We start from the raw sequence: 20,018 nt of genomic DNA on the forward strand, positions 1-20,018 counted from the left end.
CCGGACACTTTCATGTCCGGGCTTTCGGCTACGGCGCAAACCTAGTCGGCGCGTGCGGCCAGGTTCAGGTTCAGTTGTGAACGCAGGATATCTTCCGTATCCGGACGCGGGCTGTTTCTTGCAAACTCCAGCCTGTCCAGGTATTCACGGCTGACGTCGCCGGTAATGTAGTTACCGTCGAAGCACGAAGCTTCTATGCTGCGCAATACCGGGTTAACGTCGGAAATCGAACGCTTCATGGCATCCACTTCCTGGTACACCAGCGCATCCGCCGTGATTTCGCGGCAGACTTCGTCTTCCGAACGGCCATAGGCGATCAATTCGCTGCGGGTCGGCATATCGATGCCGTATACGTTGGGGAATTTGACCGGAGGCGCTGCGGAAGCGAAGATCACGCGCTTGGCGCCGGATTCGCGCGCCATCTGCACGATCTCGCGGCTGGTCGTGCCGCGCACGATGGAATCATCCACCAGTAGCACGCTCTTGCCTTTGAACTCGGAGGAAATCGCATTCAGCTTCTGGCGCACCGACTTGCGGCGTATCGCCTGGCCCGGCATCATGAAAGTACGGCCGATATAGCGGTTCTTGATAAAGCCTTCGCGGTAATCGAGGTTCAGCTTCATCGCCAGTTCCATCGCCGAAGGACGGGAGGAATCGGGAATAGGCATCACAACGTCGATATCCCCGGAAGTGAACTGGCTGCGTACTTTCTCCGCCAGGTATTCACCCATTTTCAGGCGGGTCAGATAAACCGATGCACCGTCCAGGATGGAGTCGGGCCGGGCAAGGTAAACGAATTCGAATGCGCAGGGATTCAGCGAAGGATTTTCGGCGCACTGCTCGTTGTACATCTGGCCGTCCAGGTCGATGAAAATCGCCTCGCCGGGTTCTACGTCGCGCAAAAACCTGAAACCCAGGCCTTCCAGCGCGACATTCTCGCTGGCGATCATGTATTCAACGCCTTTGTCGGTGCGCGATACGCCTATGCACAGCGGACGGATGCCGAAAGGATCGCGGAAAGCCAGCAAGCCGTAGCCGGCGATCTGTGCGATCACTGCATAGGAACCGCGTACGCGCCGGTGCAGCATTGCTACCGAGCGGAACAGCGCAGCAGGGTCAAGCGAATAGCCGGACGTGACTTCCTGGATCTGGTGGGCCAGGATGTTCAGCAGCACTTCCGAATCCGAATCGGTGTTCAGGTGGCGGCGGTCGTTTTTAAACAGTTCTGTTTTCAGCTCATCGGCATTAGTCAGGTTGCCGTTGTGAGCCAGCACAATGCCGAACGGCGCATTGACGTAAAAAGGCTGGGCCTCTTCTTCACTGGTGGAGCCTGCTGTGGGATAGCGTACCTGGCCTATGCCGATGTTGCCTGGCAGTGAACGCATATTGCGGGTACGGAATACGTCGCGCACCAAACCATTTGCCTTATGCATTGCAAACTTGTTGCCGTGCCCGGTTGCTATACCTGCGGCATCCTGGCCACGGTGCTGCAACAACAACAAGGCATCATACAAAAGCTGGTTGACGGGACTATTTGAGACTACGCCTACGATGCCACACATGGTGGACTCCTAAAAAACAAATGAAAACTTGCGTGGAACGCCGGTTCCTGTTGCTTGTTGAGCCGGCTGCTTCCTAAAACTCTACGTGCCGGGAAATCGAATCCGGCAAAAACGGCATGATGGTCTGTGCTGCAGTCTCTGCAATCGGGCTCAGCAGCGCGTGCTTCCAAAAATCCTGCCTTGGGATGGAAGTCATGCCACACAACAGCACCGCCGCCATCACAATCACACATCCCCTTGCCAGACCGAACAAGCCGCCCAGCCCACGGTCCGCCAGACTCAGGCCGGCCGCTTTGATCATCGCATCGATCGCCATCGATAATAAGGACATGAGCAAGCGTACGCCAATAAACAAGGCGATAAACGCAACTATCAGCCGTGCCATCTGGCCCGGCAATACATCAGGCATCCATGCCGCCAGCGTAGCGCTGAAGGCATTGGCCACGACAAAAGCAATGACCCAGCCGGCCAGCGACAATATTTCCTTCACCAGGCCGCGCATCGTACTGATCACCACCGAACAAACCAGGATGAACAGCACAATATAGTCAAACAGCGTCATGGCACCCGCTCACGCACAAGCCCAATAAGCAAGACCGCGCAGCCGCGGTTTTCCTCAATTGCGCACCGTGCCGTTCAGGCCCAGCTTCGCCAGGCGGGAATGCATCTTGTCTGCATCGTCTTTCGAGTCAAAAGGACCAACCAGAACGCGGATTTTATCGCCTGAAGACGTCGCCACTTTTTGCGTATAGGACTTGATGCCAGAGGATTTCAGCTTGCCCTGCAAATCATCTACCTTGTCCTGCGACGCCAGCGCGGCTACTTGCACGACGAAATGACCAGGCTTATCGCTTTTCGCCGCATCAGCAGGCTTGCCGGGATTTTTACCTTCCAATATCGCCAGCGCCCTTGCCGCATCATCGCCGGAATCCGGCTTCAGCGCAGGTTTGGCTGGCGCAGGTTTCTGCTCGCTTGCAGCCGTCGGCTTCGTGTCGGCCTTGATATCGGATTTGACATCCGGCTTGTGTTCAGGCTTGGCTTCCTTGTCGGTGCGGACTGCAGGCTTGTCGGCAGGTGCTTTTACTACCGCAGGCGCTGTCGACTTGGCCTTATTGCCGCCCAAGGTGGCCGGATCAATGATTTCTTCCTGCGCATCGATCGGCTGCACGGCCCTGGAGGATTTGCCTGATCCGGCATTCATGGCGCTGGTGGCGTTGGTCGCATTGGCAACAGCCTTGCCATCGGCACGGGGCGCCTGCTGTTCTGCACTGGCCGCAGCCAGGGCATCGCTATTTTCCTTGCTGGCAGCGGCGCCGCTTAGCGGCTTGTCTTTGGACGGTATCTGGATGCTGATGTCGTCAGCCAAAGGCTTGGGCTCTGAATCCAGTATCATCGGCAGGCCGATGACAGCCGCCAGTACCAGCGCAACCGCACCGATCAGGCGGCGCCGGGCGCGTTTCTTTTCCGGCAATAGCGGATCTTCCGCCTGGTTTTTCTTGGTGCCCTCGTTGCGCTTGCCGCGGCTGCGCGTTGCCTTGGTGTCCGTCTCTGCGCGTGAGCGAAATTCGCCACTATCAACGTCGGGAGAGGTTTCCTGCTTGTTTTTGAACATCGAGAACAAACTCATGTGCAAATATCTTGGTTAGCGAGAGTTCCGTGATTCAACAGCATGGAAGCCCTTTCAGTGGATTTGAGGTTTTCGGGCTCGCATGACCCCTGCAACCGTAAGAAATGATCCGAAGACCACTATTCTATCATTTTCAGCAGCCTGGCTTATAGCGTATGTATAGGCAAGCTCCGGAGATTTAAAGGCCTGGATGCTGTGATCGGCATCGCGCAACACGCCGGCCTCCAGCAATTTGTCTGTCAACTGCTCCGCCGTCGCGGCGCGCGGCAATGGCAAATCGGTAACACACCAGTGGTCTATCTTGTCTTTCAGCTGGGCGATTACGCCATCAATATCCTTGTCCAGCATGGAACCAAACACCGCGTAGGTATAGGCATGGAAGCCCATATTGTCCAGGTTCTGGCTCAGCGTGGCGGCAGCGTGCGGATTGTGCGCCACATCCAGCACGACGGTAGGACGGCCCGGCATCACCTGGAAGCGGCCCGGCAGATCCACCATGACCAGGCCGCTGCGCACTTCCTGTGCGCCAACCGGCAGACGGTCCCTCAGCGCTTCCAGTGCCGCCAGCACAGCGGAGGCATTCAGCAACTGATTGGCGCCGCGCAGGCTGGGGTAGCCCAAGGAATTGCGGCGTTGTACGCGGCCGCCGAAGTTCCACTGCTGCTTGTCGCCCGAATAATTGAAGTCCTTACCAAACAGCCACAGGTCGGCGCCGATTTTTTCCGCATGTTCCACCAGCGATTTCGGCGGCACCGGATCGCCGCAGATTGCCGTGCGGCCGCTGCGGAAAATGCCGGCCTTTTCAAACCCTATCGCTTCGCGCGTGTCGCCCAGATAATCGACGTGGTCAATATCCACGCTGGTGACGATCGCCACATCAGCATCGAAGACGTTGACGGCGTCCAGGCGCCCGCCCAGGCCCACCTCCAGGATTACCGCGTCGAGTTTGGCATCCGCCAGCAGCTTGGCGATGGCCAGCGTGGTAAATTCAAAATAGGTCAGCGAGATATCGCCGCGCTTTGCTTCCACTTCGGCAAATACGTCAATGAACACCTGGTCCTTGACTGATTCGCCATTGATGCGTGCACGCTCGTTAAAGTCCAGGAAATGCGGCTTGCTATACAGGCCCACCTTGTAGCCGGCCTGCAGCAGGATGGACTCCATCATTGCGCAGGTGGAGCCCTTGCCATTGGTGCCGCCGACGACGATCAGCGGGCAGTCGTACTGAATCGCAAGACGTTCTTTGACAGCCGCGACACGGTCCAGACCCATGTCGATTTCCCTGGAATGCCGCGTCTCCAGCAAGGAGAGCCAGGCATCCAGTGTTTCAGGTAACTTTTGCATAAGATAAAAAAGCCCGAAACTGTTCGGGCTTTATTTTTTAATTTCTGTCTATACGTTTCTATCAGGAAACCGCTTCGGCTGGCTGATTTTGCAGCAAGGCCAGCAGTCGGGCGACTTCTTCACGCATCTTGCGGCGATCGACGATCATGTCTATCGCCCCCTTTTGCATCAGGAACTCGGCGCGCTGGAAACCTTCCGGCAATTTCTCGCGCACGGTGTTCTCAATCACGCGCTGGCCCGCAAAGCCGATCAGGGCTTTCGGTTCAGCCACGACCACGTCGCCCATGAAAGCGAAGGAAGCGGATACGCCGCCCATGGTCGGGTCTGTCAGCACGGAGATGAAAGGCAGTTTCTTTTCCGCCAGCTTGGTCAGCATGGAGGTTGTTTTTGCCATCTGCATCAATGACAGCAAGCCCTCTTGCATACGCGCACCGCCAGTAGCGGTAAAGCAGACGAAAGGCACTTTCTGTTCCAGCGCATTTTGCACGCCGCGTACAAAACGCTCGCCGACGACGGAACCCATGGAGCCGCCCATGAATTGGAATTCGAATGCGGCGGCAACGACAGGAACGGTCATGATGGAGCCGCCCATGACAACCAGCGCATCAGTTTCACCGGTGGTTTCCAGTGCATCTTTCAGGCGGTCCGGGTATTTTTTGCTGTCCTTGAATTTCAGTGTATCAACCGGCAATACTTCCTGGCCTATTTCATAACGTCCGCCGGCATCCAGGAACGCATCCAGGCGCTCACGGGCGCCTATGCGCAAATGGTGGCTGCACTTGGGGCATACATGGATATTTGCTTCCAGGTCGGAACGGTACAGGACCGCTTCGCAGGATGGGCATTTAACCCACAGGCCTTCCGGAATGGATTTACGGTTTGCGGAATCCGCGCGTTGTATGCGCGGTGGAAGTAATTTTTCTAGCCAACTCATTTGATTCTCCTGAATTCTGGCCACCGGCAGCTTATGACGGTAGCCATTTTCACATCGTTGCCCTGTCCCATCGTGCAGGTCTGCGGGCTTTGGCCGGTATTTTACCCGTCCAGCGCTTCCCTGACACCAGAAATAAAGCTTTTTACTGCCGCCGCCGCGTTTTCACGCGGCGTATTTTCAAGTTCCTGGATAATCCGGCTACCGATGACAACCGCGTCCGATACGCTGGAAATCGCCTTGGCGGTAGCCCCGTCCCGGATGCCGAAACCGACTCCTACCGGGACTTTCACATGCTTTTTGATCCGTGGCATCATCGCCGCCACAGCATCCAGATCCAGGCTGCCGGATCCGGTGACGCCCTTTAAGGACACATAATACACGTATCCACTGGCAATTTTGCCAACCAGCTCCATACGCTCGTCGGTAGAAGTCGGCGCCAGCAGGAATATGGTGTCCATGCCGTGCTGTTTCAGCTTCGCAGCAAACTCCTCGCATTCCTCCGGCGGATAGTCTACTACCAGCACCCCATCTACTCCCGCCCCAGCGGCTTGCTTTATGAACAAGTCCACCCCCATGCGCTCTATCGGATTGGCATAGCCCATCAGCACAACCGGCGTACTTTGGTTGCTGGAACGGAATTCGCGGACGAATTGTAATACATCGCGCAGGCCAACACCATTGAGCAGCGCCCTTTCGGATGCGCGCTGTATGACAGGGCCATCTGCCATAGGGTCGGAAAACGGCACGCCCAGCTCGATAATATCCGCCCCCCCCTCTACCAGTGCGTGCATTAGCGGCACGGTCAAATCGGCGGCGGGATCGCCGGCGGTAATGAAAGGAATCAGGCCTTTTCTATTGGCGGCAGCCAGTGCCGACATTGTTGCTTGTATTTTTGACATAATTTTATGAGATCGAAGTAAAGGACATGCATCTGGGCAAACATTGGCAGAACAGCTAGGGCAGTCACCTTGACCGCCCTCTTTCGGCTTAATAAAACTTCAAGCCGGCCTTTTCTGCGACGGTATGCATGTCCTTATCACCGCGGCCGGACAAATTAGCCAATACGATTTTATCTTTTGGCAAGGTTGCGGCAAACTTTGCTGCATAGGCCAGAGCATGGCTGGATTCCAGCGCCGGGATGATGCCTTCGATACGGCAGCAGTCATGAAAAGCCTGCAGCGCTTCATCGTCGGTGATGGTGACATACTGTGCGCGGCCGGAATCCTTCAGCCATGCATGTTCCGGCCCCACGCCGGGATAATCCAGCCCGGCCGACACTGAATGCGTCTCTATGACCTGGCCGTTGGCATCCTGCAGCAGATAGGTGCGGTTGCCGTGCAGCACACCTGGAGAGCCGGCTGTCAGCGAAGCCGAATGCTTGCCGGACTCCATGCCCTCGCCTGCCGCCTCCACGCCGAGCAAGGCCACATCCTTATGGTCGATATAAGGGTAAAAGATTCCCATTGCATTGGAACCGCCACCGACGCAGGCAACCACCGCATCGGGCTGGCGGCCTGTCATCGCGGGCATCTGCCACAGGCATTCCTCGCCGATCACGGACTGGAAATCGCGCACCATCATCGGATAAGGATGCGGGCCCGCAACGGTGCCGATGATGTAGAAAGTATTTTCCACATTGGTGACCCAGTCACGCATCGCTTCGTTCAACGCATCCTTTAGCGTCTTGGAGCCGGATTCCACGGGTACGACGGTCGCGCCTAGCAGCTTCATGCGGTAGACGTTCTGCGCCTGGCGCTTGACATCTTCCGAGCCCATGTACACCACGCATTCCAGCCCGAAGCGGGCGCAAATGGTCGCCGTCGCCACGCCATGCTGGCCAGCGCCGGTTTCAGCGATCACACGGGGCTTGCCCATGCGCTTGGCCAGCAGGGCCTGGCCAATGACGTTGTTGATCTTGTGCGCGCCGGTATGGTTCAGGTCTTCGCGCTTGAAATAGATTTGCGCGCCGCCCATCATTTCCGACCAGCGTTTGGCATGGTAGACCGGTGAAGGACGGCCGACAAAGTGGGTCAGCTCATCCCTGAACTCGGCCAGGAAAGCAGGATCGGTACGATAACGGGCGTACGCCTCTTTGAGCTCGGTGAGCGCGTGCGTCAGCGTTTCAGAGACGAACGTGCCGCCATACTGGCCGAAATGGCCGCGCGCGTCAGGCAGGTTGTAGTGCGCCGACTGGTATAGCGCCTGAGTGGGAATGGACTGGCGTTCGAATTGCTCGTCCAGAGGGTTGAATTCTTTCATGGTGTTTCCTTATGGCGTATCGCAGGCCATCACGCGGCATGTATGTGCAGAATAGAGCTGCACGACCGTACATGATGGCTAGCCTTGACTGTCGGCCAGGCGTACGGCTTGTATGAAAGCGCGCAGCTTGGCATTATCCTTTATGCCTTTGCTCAGTTCGACACCGCTACTGATGTCGACGGCAAAAGGCCTCACACGGCTGACCGCGTCAGTCGCGTTTTGTACGCTCAAGCCACCACTTAAAACGGCCCGAGGCGCGAGTTCTTTTGGAATGAGAGACCAATCAAAAACCTTTCCGCTACCACCGAAACTTTCCACGAAAGTATCCAGCAGCAAACCGCTGAAGTACGGGCTCGCTGCACGGTATATTTTCTCACATTCTAGCAAATCGGTCGCGGACGTATCCGCTTTTACACGAAATGCCCGGATAAAAGGCCGGTTAGCCGCGCTCGCCAGCTGGTGACACTGCTCCGCCGTCTCATCCCCGTGGAACTGCAGCAAGGCCACCGGCGCCGCTGCAAGGGTATTCACAACATCGTCTATATTTGCATTCACAAACAGGCCGGTGGTCGTAATGAACGGCGGCACATGGGCCAGCAAGGCGCCCGCCTGTTGCGGCGTCACATAACGCGGGCTTTGCGGATAAAAAACGAAGCCCATCGCGTCGGCGCCATAGGCAACGACAGCCTGTACGTCCTCAGCCCGTGTCAGGCCACATATCTTTATCCTGGTTCTGTGCAGCATTTTTCAGTTCAAACCTTATTGTCATCCGCCGGAGTGCGTCGTTACAGGCACGCACTGTCAAGGATACCACCTTGCCGGAATCGTTTGCACGCGCGCAATAAAAAACCGCACGGCGCCAACCGTGCGGTTTTCCTTTTTTTTTAACACGGAACTTTAGAGCCCCGTTGTCTCCTCACCCCACCAAAACCACCAGGCTTACGCGACTTTCTTTTCGAAGAATTGCTCATCCTCTGTAGAACCGTGCAGGGCTGTCGTCGATGACTTGCCTTGCTGGATAGTCTGCGTTACCGCATCAAAGTAACCTGTACCGACTTCACGCTGATGCTTGACTGCGGTAAAACCTTTTTCCGCTGCGGCGAATTCGGCTTCCTGCAGTTCCACGAAAGCGGACATCTGGCGGCGGGCATAGCCGTGCGCCAGGTTGAACATGCCATAGTTTAATGCATGGAAACCGGCCAGTGTGATGAATTGGAACTTGTAACCCATCGCGCCCAGTTCCTTCTGGAATTTGGCGATCGTGGAATCGTCCAGGTTTTTCTTCCAGTTGAAAGAGGGCGAGCAGTTATAGGACAGCAATTTACCCGGGAATTTAGCATGGATCGCTTCTGCAAATTTACGTGCAAATTCCAGATCGGGCTTGCCTGTTTCACACCAGATCATGTCCGCATATTCTGCATAAGCCAGACCACGCGAAATGGCTTGCTCGATACCGGGGCGAGTTTTGTAGAAACCTTCTACCGTACGTTCGCCAGTGCAGAAAGGCTGGTCATTGGCATCCACGTCGGAAGTCAGCAGATCGGCTGCTTCCGCGTCAGTACGCGCCAGCAATACGGTAGGTACACCCATGACGTCGGCGGCCAGACGGGCTGCATTGAGTTTCTCTACCGCTTCACGGGTAGGAACCAGTACCTTGCCGCCCATATGGCCGCATTTTTTAACAGAAGCCAGCTGATCTTCAAAGTGGACGCCCGATGCGCCGGCTTCGATCATGGATTTCATCAGCTCAAATGCGTTCAATACGCCGCCGAAACCGGCTTCTGCATCGGCCACGATAGGCGCAAAATAATCGATATCGTCTTTTCCTTCAGACCATTGGATCTGGTCGGCGCGAGTCAGCGTATTGTTGATACGCTTGACAACCAGCGGCACCGAGTTGGCTGGATACAGCGATTGGTCCGGATACATTTCGCCGGCAACGTTGGCGTCGCCTGCGACTTGCCAGCCGGACAGATAGATTGCTTTCAGGCCGGCCTTGACTTGCTGCATGGCCTGGTTACCGGTCAAAGCGCCCAGTGCGTTGACGAACGGCTCGTTATTGACCAGATTCCACAATTTCTCGGCGCCGTTTTTTGCCAGTGTATGTTCGACAGCAATAGAGCCGCGCAGGCGGACCACATCTTCCGCTGTGTAATTGCGCTTGATGCCGATCCAGCGAGGATTGGTATCCCAGTCTTTTTGGATTGCTGCTACCTGTTGTTCGCGAGTTGCCATGTCATTTCTCCAGTGGGCTAAAAATTAATTGAAAAGCGTTGTCCGTTGAGAGAAATATTAGGTCATTTTTTGCGAAGCAACAAGGTCTTATATAAGACATATAACAAATATTTAAACCTTTAAATTCAAAGACTTAATTTTGTAATTTTGCGATACGAAATGAAATTTCTCAGAATGAGAAAAATAATTTGTGCATGGACTGTTTTATTTTTCACATTATGAAATGAGGTTTTCACATCACAAAATTTGGAATATAAAGCATCACAAAATATAAAATTTTGTTTTATAAAATTTCACGAAAGGAAGGATGCTGCCGGAGCAGGCCTATTTTGGGGCATGAGCTGAACGGATCAGGATGATTGTTGTTATCCGGCACCGGCCAATGTCTCCATCCATGAGTAGACGGCATGACCTGCCGAAAGCTACCCAGGTCCCAGTCAAAGCGAGTGTCCAGAGCAATTTGAAAGCAGCCCGCCGCCCTGCATTCCCCTGCCTGCGCTCTTACATGCCCTCTTGTCAGGCAGCTGCCTGCACCTTGGCGATTTCAGCAGCCCGCTCCCTGGAGAAATAGGCGCTCAGGCACTCTTGCAGGCATTGTTCTATCGCGGTGCCGACTTTGGCGGCAAGACCGGGGTCCGCGGCCATGTCGAACACAAACAGCCGGTAGATGTCAGCCAGCTTCAGCTGGTCAGGGTTGGCCAGCAAGACCCAGCGCTCAGAACCGAGGTCGATTTTTTTCCACAGCCGGGACTTGGCATTCACCGGCAGGTCATCCTTGACGCGGGCAACCCAGCCGGCTTCCAGCATCTGTTCCAGCAAACCGTCTATCTCATCCAGGCCGAAATGCGTTTGCAGCCGTATTGCCGCCACATCAACAGCGGCACCGTCGCTGGCATCGCGTGCAAACAACAGCACTTTCAGCACCGCCAGCGCATCGACAAAGCTGCTGCCAGGTGCGGATACATGCCACCAGCGCTCGAACTTCACTACCGGCAAGGCTGCGGCGATAACCGCGCCTATCAGTGTGATCAGCCAGGACAGGTATATCCAGATCAGAAAAATAGGCACCGCCGCCAGTGCGCCATAAACGATCGTGTACGTCGGAAAGCGAATGACGAAAATGGCGAAGAAACGCTTGGCAATCTCAAATGCAATCGCCGCGAACAATCCGCCCCAGGCGGCGTCGCGCCAGTCCACGCTGCGGTTGGGCACCGCCAGGTACAGCAGCGTAAATGCGCCGGTGGTAAAAAACACCGACACCAGCGTATAAAATACGCCGCCGATGAAAGGCACGCTGCCGACCACGCCGCTGGTGGCTGTGAACAGGTAAGACGTGGCCGTGATCGATACGCCGATCAGCAAAGGTCCCAGCGTGATGATGGCCCAATACACCAGGATGCTCTGGGTCCAGGGGCGCGCGCGCTTGACATGCCAGATTTCATTGAAGGCCCGGTCTATCATGCCCAGCGTGGTCACCGCCGTGATCATCAGCGCTACGCCGCCGACTGCGGACAAGCGCGTGGCCTTGGTCGCGAACTGGGTCAGGTAGCCGAGAATGTTATTGGCAATCGCCTGCGGCATCAGGCTTTGGATAAAATACGCCTCCAGCGACGTACGGAAGGTATTAAACAGCGGAAAAGCGGTAAAGATTGCCAGCGCAATCGTCAGTACCGGCACCAGCGCCAGCACCGTGGTAAAAGTCAGGCTGCCGGCTACCTGCGGCAGCCGTCCTTCGCGCAGGCGCTTGTAGGCAAACACAAAAAGATCGCTGATCTGGGACCAGGACAGGCCGCGCATAAAAAATTTTTCTAATAAAGACATTCAGACATTCAAATTTCAATACTTGATTCTACCTAATTCAACTACCGGCGCATCAAAAACTGAAAGCACGGGCACAGATGGGCATAAACACACACAAACGGGCGAAGTGCCCGGATACCGCAATAAGGCCCAAAAGGCCCAAAAGGCCCATATAATAGCAAGCATGAACAGCAAACCGATCACCCTACTCGTTTTATATTATTCGCGCCACGGCGCAACCCGCAAAATGGCAGAACTGATTGCCCAAGGCATAGAAAGCGTGCCCGGCTGCGATGCACGCCTGCGCACGGTGCCGGCCGTTTCCACCGTGACAGAAGCGACCGAGGCTGAAGTACCGGCAGATGGCGCCCCCTACGTGGAATTATCCGATCTGCAGCAATGCGCCGGCCTGGCACTGGGCTCCCCCACACGCTTCGGCAATATGTCATCGGCGATGAAATATTTTTGGGACGGCACCGCGGCAGACTGGCTGTCCGGCAGCCTTGCGGGCAAGCCCTCCTGCGTATTCACGTCCACCGGCAGCCTGCACGGCGGCCAGGAATCCACCCTTTTATCAATGATGCTGCCGCTGATCCACCATGGCATGCTGTTCCTGGGCCTGCCTTATACGCATGCTGAGCTGATGACTACCAGCAGCGGCGGCAGCCCATATGGCGCCACCCACTGGTCCGGCATGGACGGTAAGCAGCCCCTTAGCGGAGACACGCGCACATTGGCGATTGCGCTCGGAAAACGGCTGGCGGAAACCGCCGTCAAGCTTCAGGGTGGAAAATGAATTCAAGCATGGAAACTATCCCGGGCAATACACAAAAAAAATACCACCTGCTCGCCTGCGCCAGCCTGATCGCGCTAATCCTGCTGGACGTGCTGTGGGAAATGGTGCTCGCGCCATTGCGACCCGGCGGCTCATGGATGGTACTGAAGGTGCTGCCCTTGCTATGGATCTCGCGCGGCGTGATTAAGCGCGACAATTTTACGATGCAATGGTCGTCAATGCTGATCCTGCTGTATTTTGCCGAAGGCATTATCCGCGCCACCAGCGACAGGCTATGGCTGTCTGCCATGCTCGGCTGGGCGGAAGTGGCGCTGACCATATTGTTTTTCCTGGGTGCGTTAATGTACCTGTGGCCGCTGAAAAAAGCAGCGAAGGCGGCCAAGAAGGCTGCTGAACTGCAGCAGCCGGGCAACTAGCCGGATAAGCCAATGGATGCCTTTCTGAATGCCTGCCGCGAAACCATAGGCGCTGATTATGTGCTGACACAGGATGCCGACGTGCTGGGCTTTGTCGTGGACTGGCGACAACGATTCCAGGGCAAGGCGCTTGCTGTACTGAAGCCCGGCTCAACCGAGGAAGTCGCCGCACTCGTGCGACTGTGCATGCAATTCAATGTTGCCATCGTCCCGCAGGGAGGCAACACCGGCCTGGTGCTGGGCAGTGTGCCGGACAGCAGCGGTAAGGCCGTTGTGCTATCGCTGAAGCGGCTGAACAGGATACGTCACGTCGATCCCGTCAATAATACGATGACGGTAGAAGCAGGCTGCATCCTGGCCGACGTCCAGGCGGCGGCGGCGCAGGCGCAGCGGCTATATCCGCTGTCGCTGGCATCGGAAGGCAGCTGCACGGTAGGCGGCAACCTGTCCACCAATGCAGGCGGCACAGCCGTACTGCGTTACGGCAATGCGCGTGAATTGTGCCTGGGCCTGGAAGTCGTTACCGCCGGCGCCGAAACCTGGGACGGCCTGCGCGGCCTCCGCAAAGACAATACCGGCTACGACCTGCGCGACCTGTTCATCGGCGCAGAAGGTACGCTGGGCATCATTACCGCTACCGTGCTCAAGCTGTTTCCACAGCCGAAAGCACAGTTGACGGCGCTGGCTGCGCTGCAGACGCCGGATGCCGCCCTGCAGATGCTGTCGCTGGCGCAGGCGCATTGCGGCGCTTCGCTTACGGCGTTTGAACTGATGTCGGATTTTTCGCTCCAGCTGGTCGGCACCCACTTCCCTCAGATGCAGCTGCCTTTTGCATCGCGCCATCCGCAGTATGTGCTGCTGGAATTGTCAGACAGCGAATCCGAACAGCATGCAAGCGCCATGCTGGAAAGCCTGGTGGCGGAAGCGCTGGACAAGGATTTGATACAGGATGCCGTCGTGGCGACTTCGCTGGCACAGTCCAGGGCACTATGGAACCTGCGCGAGCATATCTCGATGGCGCAGGCAGCGGAGGGTAAAAATATCAAGCATGACATCTCCATCCCGATTTCCGACATTGGCCATTTCATCAGCGCTACCGACCTGCTGCTGCAACAGGGCTTCCCCGGCTGCCGCATGGTGACGTTTGGCCACTTGGGCGATGGCAATCTACACTATAACGTATCGCCTCCGGCGCACATGCCGGACACTGAATTCATTGAGCAGCAAGAAGCAGTGAACCTCGTCGTGCATGACAGCGTGCACCGCTTCGGCGGTTCGATATCGGCCGAGCATGGCCTCGGCGCATTGAAGCGCGAAGAACTCCTGCGCTATAAATCCCCGGTGGAAATGACATTGATGCGCTCCATCAAAGTAGCGCTGGACCCACAGCAACTGATGAATCCCGGCAAGCTGCTGTAAGCTGCTCCTTCCCTTCTGCGAAATGCGTGCTAGGCTGAATCAAGCAATGCCTGCACCTTTTTGCTGCATCGCACCAAATGACACCTGACTGCACGAATACTGCATTGCTTTTATAATTCGGCCGGGACGCTCCAGTCCTGTTTAATTAGATAATGAGAACATTAGGTGATATGTCATGCAGTTATTGCTAGCTCTACCCTTCATCGGGCTATTGTGGATTCCTTTTTATAATCAGGAACTCCCCACCCTGTTTGGTTTCCCCTTCTTTTACTGGTATCAGTTTGCGTGGGTTCCCCTCACAGCCTTGATCATCTGGATCGTCTATCGCGACGGACTGAAAAAGGGAGTCGAATAATGGAAAGCCAAATCAACTGGACGGCACTGGCCGTCTTTATTTTTTTCTTCGTCTTGGTGACGGTCATGGGTTTTGCTGCATCGCGCTGGCAAAGCGGCAAATCCAACAAGGGCGCGCACCTGGATGAATGGGGCCTGGGCGGACGTAACTTCGGCACGTGGATCACCTGGTTCCTGGTCGGCGGCGATTTTTATACCGCGTACACCGTTATCGCTGTACCTGCGCTGGTATATGCAGTCGGCGCCTATGGCTTCTTCGCGCTGCCATACACTATCCTGGTTTACCCCATCGTCTTTGTCATCATGCCCAAGCTGTGGCATGCTGCCGCCAAGGCAGGCCATGTTACTGCAGGCGACGTCGTATTCGGCCGCTATAAATCGCGGCCGCTGGAACTGGCGATCTCGCTGACCGGCGTTGTTGCCACGATGCCCTATATTGCATTGCAGCTGATCGGCATGGAAGTCGTCATCAAGGCACTCGGCCTGACCGGAGAACTGCCGCTGGCGGCTGCCTTCGTGATCCTGGCGCTGTACACCTACTCGGCCGGCTTGCGCGCACCGGCGCTGATTGCGTTTGTCAAAGACCTCATGATCTACATCGTGGTGCTGGTGGCCGTGGTGCTGGTACCGATGAAACTGGGCGGCTACGGCGCTGTGTTTTCCTCCGCCAGGGATGCATTTGCCGCCAAGGGAGGCGCAACCGGCCTTACGCTGAAACCGCAGCAGATGCTGCCGTTTGCATCGCTGGCACTGGGATCGGCGCTGGCAGCCTTCATGTATCCGCACACGCTGACCGGCATTTTTGCTGCGAAGAGTGCTGACACGATACGCAAGAATGCAATCTTCCTGCCTGCCTACACCGTGCTGCTGGGATTGATTGCACTGCTGGGCTTCATGGCCTATGCGGCCAAGATCACCGTCCCCACGAACAACGACGTAGTGCCTGCACTGTTCAACGCACTGTTCCCGGCCTGGTTCAGCGGCTTCGCTTTTGCGGCGATCGCGATCGGCGCGCTGGTGCCGGCGGCGGTAATGTCGATCGGCGCCGCCAACCTGTTCACGCGTAACTTCTGGAAAGCCTATGTCAATCCGTCGGTAACGCCAGCCGGTGAAGCAAAGGTGGCCAAGATCGTATCGCTGGTAGTAAAGGTAGGCGCGCTGATATTTATCCTGTTCTTGCCGACCAAGTTTGCGCTTGACCTGCAACTGCTGGGCGGCGTGTGGATACTGCAAACCTTCCCCGCCGTGGTGTTCGGCCTGTTCTTCGGCTGGTTTGGTTCCGCTGCCTTGCTGGCAGGCTGGGCAGCCGGCATTGTCGGTGGCAGCTGGCTGGCCTTCGCCGACGGCATCAAACCCGTGCATACGATGGTGGTAGGCGGCGACAGCTATACCGTTTATACCGGCCTGCTGGCGCTGGCGCTGAACATCGTAGTGGCAGTGGTGTATCAGCTGCTACTGGGCAAGAAGCAGAACTAAGCCGATGCAAGCCACGCAAGTACGCGTGGCTTGCATGTGTGCGTGTGTGCATAAAGCAGTGTCAGATTCATGGTGCTATCGCATGAACTCACGCATCAACGAAATAGCCCCGGAAATCCGGGGCTATTTTTTTACAGATGCGGTTTATCCCGCGTACACGGTGTACAGCTTCCCGTTCTCAGGCGGGAAATTGCTTGGCGAGACCACCCAGCGTGCCGCTGGCATCAACATCGGGCTGCATATACATTTGAAACAACGAATGAGGATCTGCGTTTCCTGCCTGGATCTGCGACATCAGGTTGTCCAGTTTATTTTCAAATTCAGGAGTGGCATACGGATTGGGGATGCTGTCTTCAAACTCCTTTGCCGACACGGTACCGTCACCGTTCATGTCCATCGCCTTGTACAAGGCATCGGACTGCGCCTGTGTGCCGCCGCCAGCCTGGACTTGCTGATACAGCTCGGATTGCGAAATGCTCTTGTTGCCATCCGTATCGACCGCAGACATCAGCTTGTCTTTATAAATCCCGGCGAAAGAAACCGTCTTGACGGTGATGCCCTTGTCCTCCAGTTGCTGGAATGAAGCGGCATTCATTGCCGCGACTGCTGCGTCTTCCTGGTCCTGCGCCGCGGATTGCGCCTGCGCTTGCGCAACCGTAGTGGCAGAGCTGTCAGAAGATGCATCGGCAGCGCCTGCGGCACGTTTTTGCCGTGCAGTGCCTAGCGCATTGGCAATAGGCGAATTATAGGATGGTGGCAAAGGCGTTATTGAGCTCATTGTGAATCCTTGTAGGTCAGGGGAGTATCAAGTAACGCAGCATTTTCTGTGTAATGACACAGACATCGCACACAGACCTGCTGCGTAGAATCGCTTCCCCACATAAAAATTGTCCGCAAGGAAAGTACATAATGCTAACTCTGAAGCCTGCTCCAAGGCAAAAAATCAAATCGCAGAACAAAGGGCAATAAACACCTCAATTCACCAAATCAACGTGTATGCGACTAAGTCGGCGACAAGGTGCAGCAAAAAAAATGGCCCCGGAGTGCGGGGCCATTTTTTTCGAAGCTTAACTATCAGATTCAACTATCAGATCAGAATTCTTCCCACTCATCCTGCCTGGCGCCGGCAGCCGAAGCCGCAGAAGCTTTTTGCGAAATACCGCTTGCCGCCAGTTTTACCGGTGCTGCCTTACGAGGTGCAAGCGGCATGACTTTGGGTTCTAACCTTGGAGCAGGCACGGCAGCGGACCGGAGGGTGGCACCTGCATGTGCCGCCATTTTAAAGACGCTCACTGTCTGCGCCAGGGCCACGGCCTGCTCTTCCATGCTTTCCGCCGCCGCAGCCGCTTGCTCTACCAGCGCGGCATTCTGCTGCGTCATTTCATCCATCTGCGTGATCGCCAGGTTGACCTGTTCAATGCCGGAACTCTGCTCTTGGCTGGCCGCAGTGATCTCGCTCATGATGTCGGCCACGTGCTGTACGCTGGTGACGATTTCATGCATGGTCTTGCCGGCCTCATCCACGAGCTTGCTGCCCTGGTCCACCTTGTCAACGGAGTCGCTGATCAGCGTCTTGATTTCTTTCGCCGCACCGGCGCTGCGCTGCGCCAGGTTGCGCACTTCGGATGCAACCACCGCAAAGCCGCGGCCCTGCTCGCCGGCACGCGCTGCTTCTACTGCCGCATTCAGCGCCAGGATATTGGTCTGGAAGGCGATGCCGTCGATGACGCCGATGATGTCCACGATCTTGCGCGAGCTGTCCTTGATCGAGCCCATGGTCTCCACGACCTGGCCGACGACGGCGCCGCCCTTGACGGCCACGCTGCTGGCCGATACCACCAGCTGGTTGGCCTGGCGCGCATTGTCGGCATTCTGCTTGACGGTGGAAGTCAGCTCTTCCATCGAGCTTGCGGTTTCTTCCAGCGAGCTGGCTTGCGATTCGGTGCGAGCGGACAGGTCGGCATTGCCGGAGGCGATTTCCTGCGAGGCTACGGTAATGGTTTCCGTGCCCTGCTTGATTTGCGAAACGGTATTCACCAGATTGCTCTGCATCAGTTTCAACGATTGCAGCAAGGCGCCTACTTCGTCCGAACTATGGATTTCTATGTCGTGCGACAGGTCGCCGCTGGCGATATAGTCGGCCGCCAGGCCGGCGCTCTTGATGGGGATGGAGATGGTACGGGTAATGATCCATGCCGCCGCGGCCCCCAGCACCAAAATAACGATGCCGATGACAACCATGCCTGTCATCGCGATTTTGTAGTTGGATTGCGATTCGTCGAAAGTGGCTTTCATCGCTTCGTGCTGCTGCTGCGCCAGTTCGGTCAGCGCAACCATCCATTTTTCATGCGGCGCATTGAATTCGGTTTGCAGCAGCGAGGCCGCGTCGAAATAATTGCCCTCTCCGACAAAACTCTTGATCTTGGTCACGACAGCCATCACCGCATCTTTTTGCGACAGCGCATTGCTCAGCGTGGACTTGCCCTTGTCACCCTGGATCAGGCTTTTGGCCAGCGCCTCCGATTTGGAATAGCTGTCCATCGTCACCACCAGGCGCTTGGTTTCACGCTCTGCTTCGGCCACATCGGTGGGTGAGGTCATCTTGCGCAGCACCAGCGCCAGCGCGCGGCCCTGCTCCCGCATGTCGGTTGCGGCATTCAGTGCAGCAACCTTGTTATTGAAAATATAGTCGGTTGAGCCTTGCAGCTGGCTCATCCTGAACAAGCCCATTACCAGCAAACCTGTAGCAAACAAAAGTACCAAACCAAACCCCAGAGCGAGGCGGGTACCGATTTTGATATTGGATAACTGGTTCATAGGCTTCCTGTAAAATTATAGGATCAGGCAGCCGCCTGGTCCACGAGCCCCATTTCGGGGCTGGACATCAATTTATCGATATCGACCAGGATCAGCATGCGCTCTTCGAGCGTGCCCAACCCAATCAGAAAATCGGTGCTGAAGGTCGTGCCCATTTCCGGCGCCGCCCTCACCTGCTCCGGCAGCAGCGTCGTGACGTCCGATACGCTGTCCACCACCATTCCGACTATCCTGCCGCCGATATTCAAAATAATCACTACCGTGAACTGGTCGTACGTCGGCTCACCCAGGTTGAACTTGATGCGCATGTCCACCACCGGCACGATGATCCCGCGCAGGTTGATCACCCCTTTCAGGAAGTCCGGCGCATTCGCAATGCGGGTCACCGCTTCGTAACCGCGGATCTCCTGCACCTTCAGGATGTCAATGCCGTATTCTTCTTGGCCTAGGGTAAACGCCAGGAATTCGTTCCCTGCGATATCACCGATTTTATTGTCGTTTGTTTCTGTTTGTGTGGATGTGGACATAGCGTCCTCCTTTCCCATCAATAATTAACGTGGAAATTGTAGCGAAATGAATTGGGCTCTTGTTGAACGACCCTTTGCAACGCTGACTTTAACAGCGATGTGCTGCCGATATATAGTCTTTATCGAGACTTTTCTCGAGACCTATCAACGCACACACGCCACAACTTCTTGCCTTGGAGTATAGAAAACTATTTTTATATCAAAAAGTTTCTCTATGGTATCACCTCGGCTGCTAATTTTGAATTTCAAGCCTGATTTTATTATCTCTACCAACGTAACATATAGAAAGAATTGCAGTATGGCATGGTGCATGGCACAGAAACCACAACAATATACGGATATACTCCAAATTTACCGAACTTCATCAGTTAGTCCTGTAAAATTTGCTAGTCTCCCTCTGCTCCATTTTTACGCATAAAATTTCCCGATGGAAATTTTATAGACGGTTTGTT

At 55.8% G+C, this 20,018-nt stretch carries 18 protein-coding genes; 5 read left to right on the plus strand and 13 right to left on the minus strand.

Annotation, left to right across the window (positions count from 1 at the left end; all coding sequences use genetic code 11):
• Window positions 1-41: 41 nt before the first annotated feature.
• The 10 genes from purF to ACO0LO_RS02505 form a co-directional block, all read right to left on the minus strand.
• Window positions 42-1,562 carry an amidophosphoribosyltransferase gene (gene purF / locus ACO0LO_RS02460; RefSeq protein WP_422962597.1) on the minus strand — a complete coding sequence of 507 codons (1,521 nt, stop codon included), beginning with the start codon at window positions 1,560-1,562 and terminating at the stop codon, window positions 42-44.
• Between the two features lie 73 nt (window positions 1,563-1,635).
• A complete protein-coding gene (locus ACO0LO_RS02465; protein ID WP_422962598.1) occupies window positions 1,636-2,124 on the minus strand; it encodes a CvpA family protein in 489 nt (162 codons plus the stop codon).
• 54 nt (window positions 2,125-2,178) lie between these two features.
• Window positions 2,179-3,189: an SPOR domain-containing protein gene (locus ACO0LO_RS02470; RefSeq protein WP_422962599.1), complete on the minus strand. Its 1,011-nt coding sequence runs from the start codon at window positions 3,187-3,189 to the stop codon at window positions 2,179-2,181.
• A 54-nt stretch (window positions 3,190-3,243) separates the two neighbouring features.
• Window positions 3,244-4,533 carry a bifunctional tetrahydrofolate synthase/dihydrofolate synthase gene (folC, locus tag ACO0LO_RS02475; RefSeq protein WP_422962600.1) on the minus strand — a complete coding sequence of 430 codons (1,290 nt, stop codon included), beginning with the start codon at window positions 4,531-4,533 and terminating at the stop codon, window positions 3,244-3,246.
• A 61-nt stretch (window positions 4,534-4,594) separates the two neighbouring features.
• Complete coding sequence (gene accD, locus ACO0LO_RS02480) at window positions 4,595-5,467, minus strand: acetyl-CoA carboxylase, carboxyltransferase subunit beta (protein ID WP_422962601.1); 873 nt, start codon at window positions 5,465-5,467, stop codon at window positions 4,595-4,597.
• Window positions 5,468-5,568: 101 nt separating this feature from the next.
• Entirely contained in the window at window positions 5,569-6,366 is a 798-nt protein-coding gene (gene trpA, locus ACO0LO_RS02485) for a tryptophan synthase subunit alpha (protein ID WP_422962602.1), read from the minus strand.
• A gap of 88 nt (window positions 6,367-6,454) precedes the next feature.
• On the minus strand, window positions 6,455-7,726 hold the full coding sequence (trpB, locus tag ACO0LO_RS02490) for a tryptophan synthase subunit beta (protein ID WP_422962603.1): 1,272 nt from the start codon (window positions 7,724-7,726) through the stop codon (window positions 6,455-6,457).
• Window positions 7,727-7,804: 78 nt separating this feature from the next.
• Window positions 7,805-8,470 carry a phosphoribosylanthranilate isomerase gene (locus ACO0LO_RS02495; RefSeq protein WP_422962604.1) on the minus strand — a complete coding sequence of 222 codons (666 nt, stop codon included), beginning with the start codon at window positions 8,468-8,470 and terminating at the stop codon, window positions 7,805-7,807.
• A gap of 195 nt (window positions 8,471-8,665) precedes the next feature.
• The gene (aceA, locus tag ACO0LO_RS02500) at window positions 8,666-9,961 is read right to left on the minus strand and encodes an isocitrate lyase (RefSeq protein WP_422962605.1); all 1,296 of its coding nucleotides are present in this window, start codon (window positions 9,959-9,961) and stop codon (window positions 8,666-8,668) included.
• Between the two features lie 516 nt (window positions 9,962-10,477).
• Window positions 10,478-11,782 (minus strand): YihY family inner membrane protein, encoded by a 1,305-nt coding sequence (locus ACO0LO_RS02505; protein ID WP_422962606.1) that lies wholly within the window; start codon window positions 11,780-11,782, stop codon window positions 10,478-10,480.
• A 226-nt stretch (window positions 11,783-12,008) separates the two neighbouring features.
• Here ACO0LO_RS02505 and wrbA point away from each other — a divergent pair, with 226 nt between their 5' ends.
• From wrbA to mctP, 5 genes are all read left to right on the plus strand, one after another.
• Window positions 12,009-12,557, plus strand: coding sequence for an NAD(P)H:quinone oxidoreductase (wrbA, locus tag ACO0LO_RS02510; protein ID WP_422962607.1), 549 nt, complete (start codon window positions 12,009-12,011; stop codon window positions 12,555-12,557).
• 8 nt (window positions 12,558-12,565) lie between these two features.
• Window positions 12,566-12,973 carry a DUF2069 domain-containing protein gene (locus ACO0LO_RS02515; protein ID WP_422962608.1) on the plus strand — a complete coding sequence of 136 codons (408 nt, stop codon included), beginning with the start codon at window positions 12,566-12,568 and terminating at the stop codon, window positions 12,971-12,973.
• A 12-nt stretch (window positions 12,974-12,985) separates the two neighbouring features.
• Window positions 12,986-14,392 carry an FAD-binding oxidoreductase gene (locus ACO0LO_RS02520; RefSeq protein ID WP_422962609.1) on the plus strand — a complete coding sequence of 469 codons (1,407 nt, stop codon included), beginning with the start codon at window positions 12,986-12,988 and terminating at the stop codon, window positions 14,390-14,392.
• 175 nt (window positions 14,393-14,567) lie between these two features.
• Window positions 14,568-14,747 carry a DUF3311 domain-containing protein gene (locus ACO0LO_RS02525; RefSeq protein WP_422962610.1) on the plus strand — a complete coding sequence of 60 codons (180 nt, stop codon included), beginning with the start codon at window positions 14,568-14,570 and terminating at the stop codon, window positions 14,745-14,747.
• Window positions 14,747-16,222, plus strand: coding sequence for a monocarboxylate uptake permease MctP (gene mctP, locus ACO0LO_RS02530; protein ID WP_422962611.1), 1,476 nt, complete (start codon window positions 14,747-14,749; stop codon window positions 16,220-16,222). The genes ACO0LO_RS02525 and mctP overlap by 1 nt, the downstream gene beginning before the upstream one ends.
• A gap of 178 nt (window positions 16,223-16,400) precedes the next feature.
• Here mctP and ACO0LO_RS02535 read toward each other — a convergent pair whose 3' ends face one another.
• From ACO0LO_RS02535 to ACO0LO_RS02545, 3 genes are all read right to left on the minus strand, one after another.
• Window positions 16,401-17,000, minus strand: a complete 600-nt coding sequence (locus ACO0LO_RS02535) for a hypothetical protein (RefSeq protein WP_422962612.1) — start codon at window positions 16,998-17,000, stop codon at window positions 16,401-16,403.
• A 314-nt stretch (window positions 17,001-17,314) separates the two neighbouring features.
• Window positions 17,315-19,039 (minus strand): methyl-accepting chemotaxis protein, encoded by a 1,725-nt coding sequence (locus ACO0LO_RS02540; RefSeq protein WP_422962613.1) that lies wholly within the window; start codon window positions 19,037-19,039, stop codon window positions 17,315-17,317.
• Window positions 19,040-19,062: 23 nt separating this feature from the next.
• A complete protein-coding gene (locus ACO0LO_RS02545; RefSeq protein ID WP_422962614.1) occupies window positions 19,063-19,566 on the minus strand; it encodes a chemotaxis protein CheW in 504 nt (167 codons plus the stop codon).
• Window positions 19,567-20,018 lie beyond the last annotated feature (452 nt).

This window comes from Undibacterium sp. TJN25 (assembly GCF_049339885.1).
Taxonomy (GTDB): Bacteria; Pseudomonadota; Gammaproteobacteria; order Burkholderiales; family Burkholderiaceae_D; genus Undibacterium.

Excerpts from the sequence above, each read along its gene's own strand:
- purF (WP_422962597.1), bottom strand. The coding sequence starts at position 1,562 with ATGTGTGGCATCGTAGGCGTAGTCTCAAATAGTCCCGTCAACCAGCTT.
- ACO0LO_RS02465 (WP_422962598.1), bottom strand. The coding sequence starts at position 2,124 with ATGACGCTGTTTGACTATATTGTGCTGTTCATCCTGGTTTGTTCGGTG.
- ACO0LO_RS02470 (WP_422962599.1), bottom strand. The coding sequence starts at position 3,189 with ATGAGTTTGTTCTCGATGTTCAAAAACAAGCAGGAAACCTCTCCCGAC.
- folC (WP_422962600.1), bottom strand. The coding sequence starts at position 4,533 with ATGCAAAAGTTACCTGAAACACTGGATGCCTGGCTCTCCTTGCTGGAG.
- accD (WP_422962601.1), bottom strand. The coding sequence starts at position 5,467 with ATGAGTTGGCTAGAAAAATTACTTCCACCGCGCATACAACGCGCGGAT.
- trpA (WP_422962602.1), bottom strand. The coding sequence starts at position 6,366 with ATGTCAAAAATACAAGCAACAATGTCGGCACTGGCTGCCGCCAATAGA.
- trpB (WP_422962603.1), bottom strand. The coding sequence starts at position 7,726 with ATGAAAGAATTCAACCCTCTGGACGAGCAATTCGAACGCCAGTCCATT.
- ACO0LO_RS02495 (WP_422962604.1), bottom strand. The coding sequence starts at position 8,470 with ATGCTGCACAGAACCAGGATAAAGATATGTGGCCTGACACGGGCTGAG.
- aceA (WP_422962605.1), bottom strand. The coding sequence starts at position 9,961 with ATGGCAACTCGCGAACAACAGGTAGCAGCAATCCAAAAAGACTGGGAT.
- ACO0LO_RS02505 (WP_422962606.1), bottom strand. The coding sequence starts at position 11,782 with ATGTCTTTATTAGAAAAATTTTTTATGCGCGGCCTGTCCTGGTCCCAG.
- wrbA (WP_422962607.1), top strand. The coding sequence starts at position 12,009 with ATGGCAGAACTGATTGCCCAAGGCATAGAAAGCGTGCCCGGCTGCGAT.
- ACO0LO_RS02515 (WP_422962608.1), top strand. The coding sequence starts at position 12,566 with ATGGAAACTATCCCGGGCAATACACAAAAAAAATACCACCTGCTCGCC.
- ACO0LO_RS02520 (WP_422962609.1), top strand. The coding sequence starts at position 12,986 with ATGGATGCCTTTCTGAATGCCTGCCGCGAAACCATAGGCGCTGATTAT.
- ACO0LO_RS02525 (WP_422962610.1), top strand. The coding sequence starts at position 14,568 with ATGCAGTTATTGCTAGCTCTACCCTTCATCGGGCTATTGTGGATTCCT.
- mctP (WP_422962611.1), top strand. The coding sequence starts at position 14,747 with ATGGAAAGCCAAATCAACTGGACGGCACTGGCCGTCTTTATTTTTTTC.
- ACO0LO_RS02535 (WP_422962612.1), bottom strand. The coding sequence starts at position 17,000 with ATGAGCTCAATAACGCCTTTGCCACCATCCTATAATTCGCCTATTGCC.
- ACO0LO_RS02540 (WP_422962613.1), bottom strand. The coding sequence starts at position 19,039 with ATGAACCAGTTATCCAATATCAAAATCGGTACCCGCCTCGCTCTGGGG.
- ACO0LO_RS02545 (WP_422962614.1), bottom strand. The coding sequence starts at position 19,566 with ATGTCCACATCCACACAAACAGAAACAAACGACAATAAAATCGGTGAT.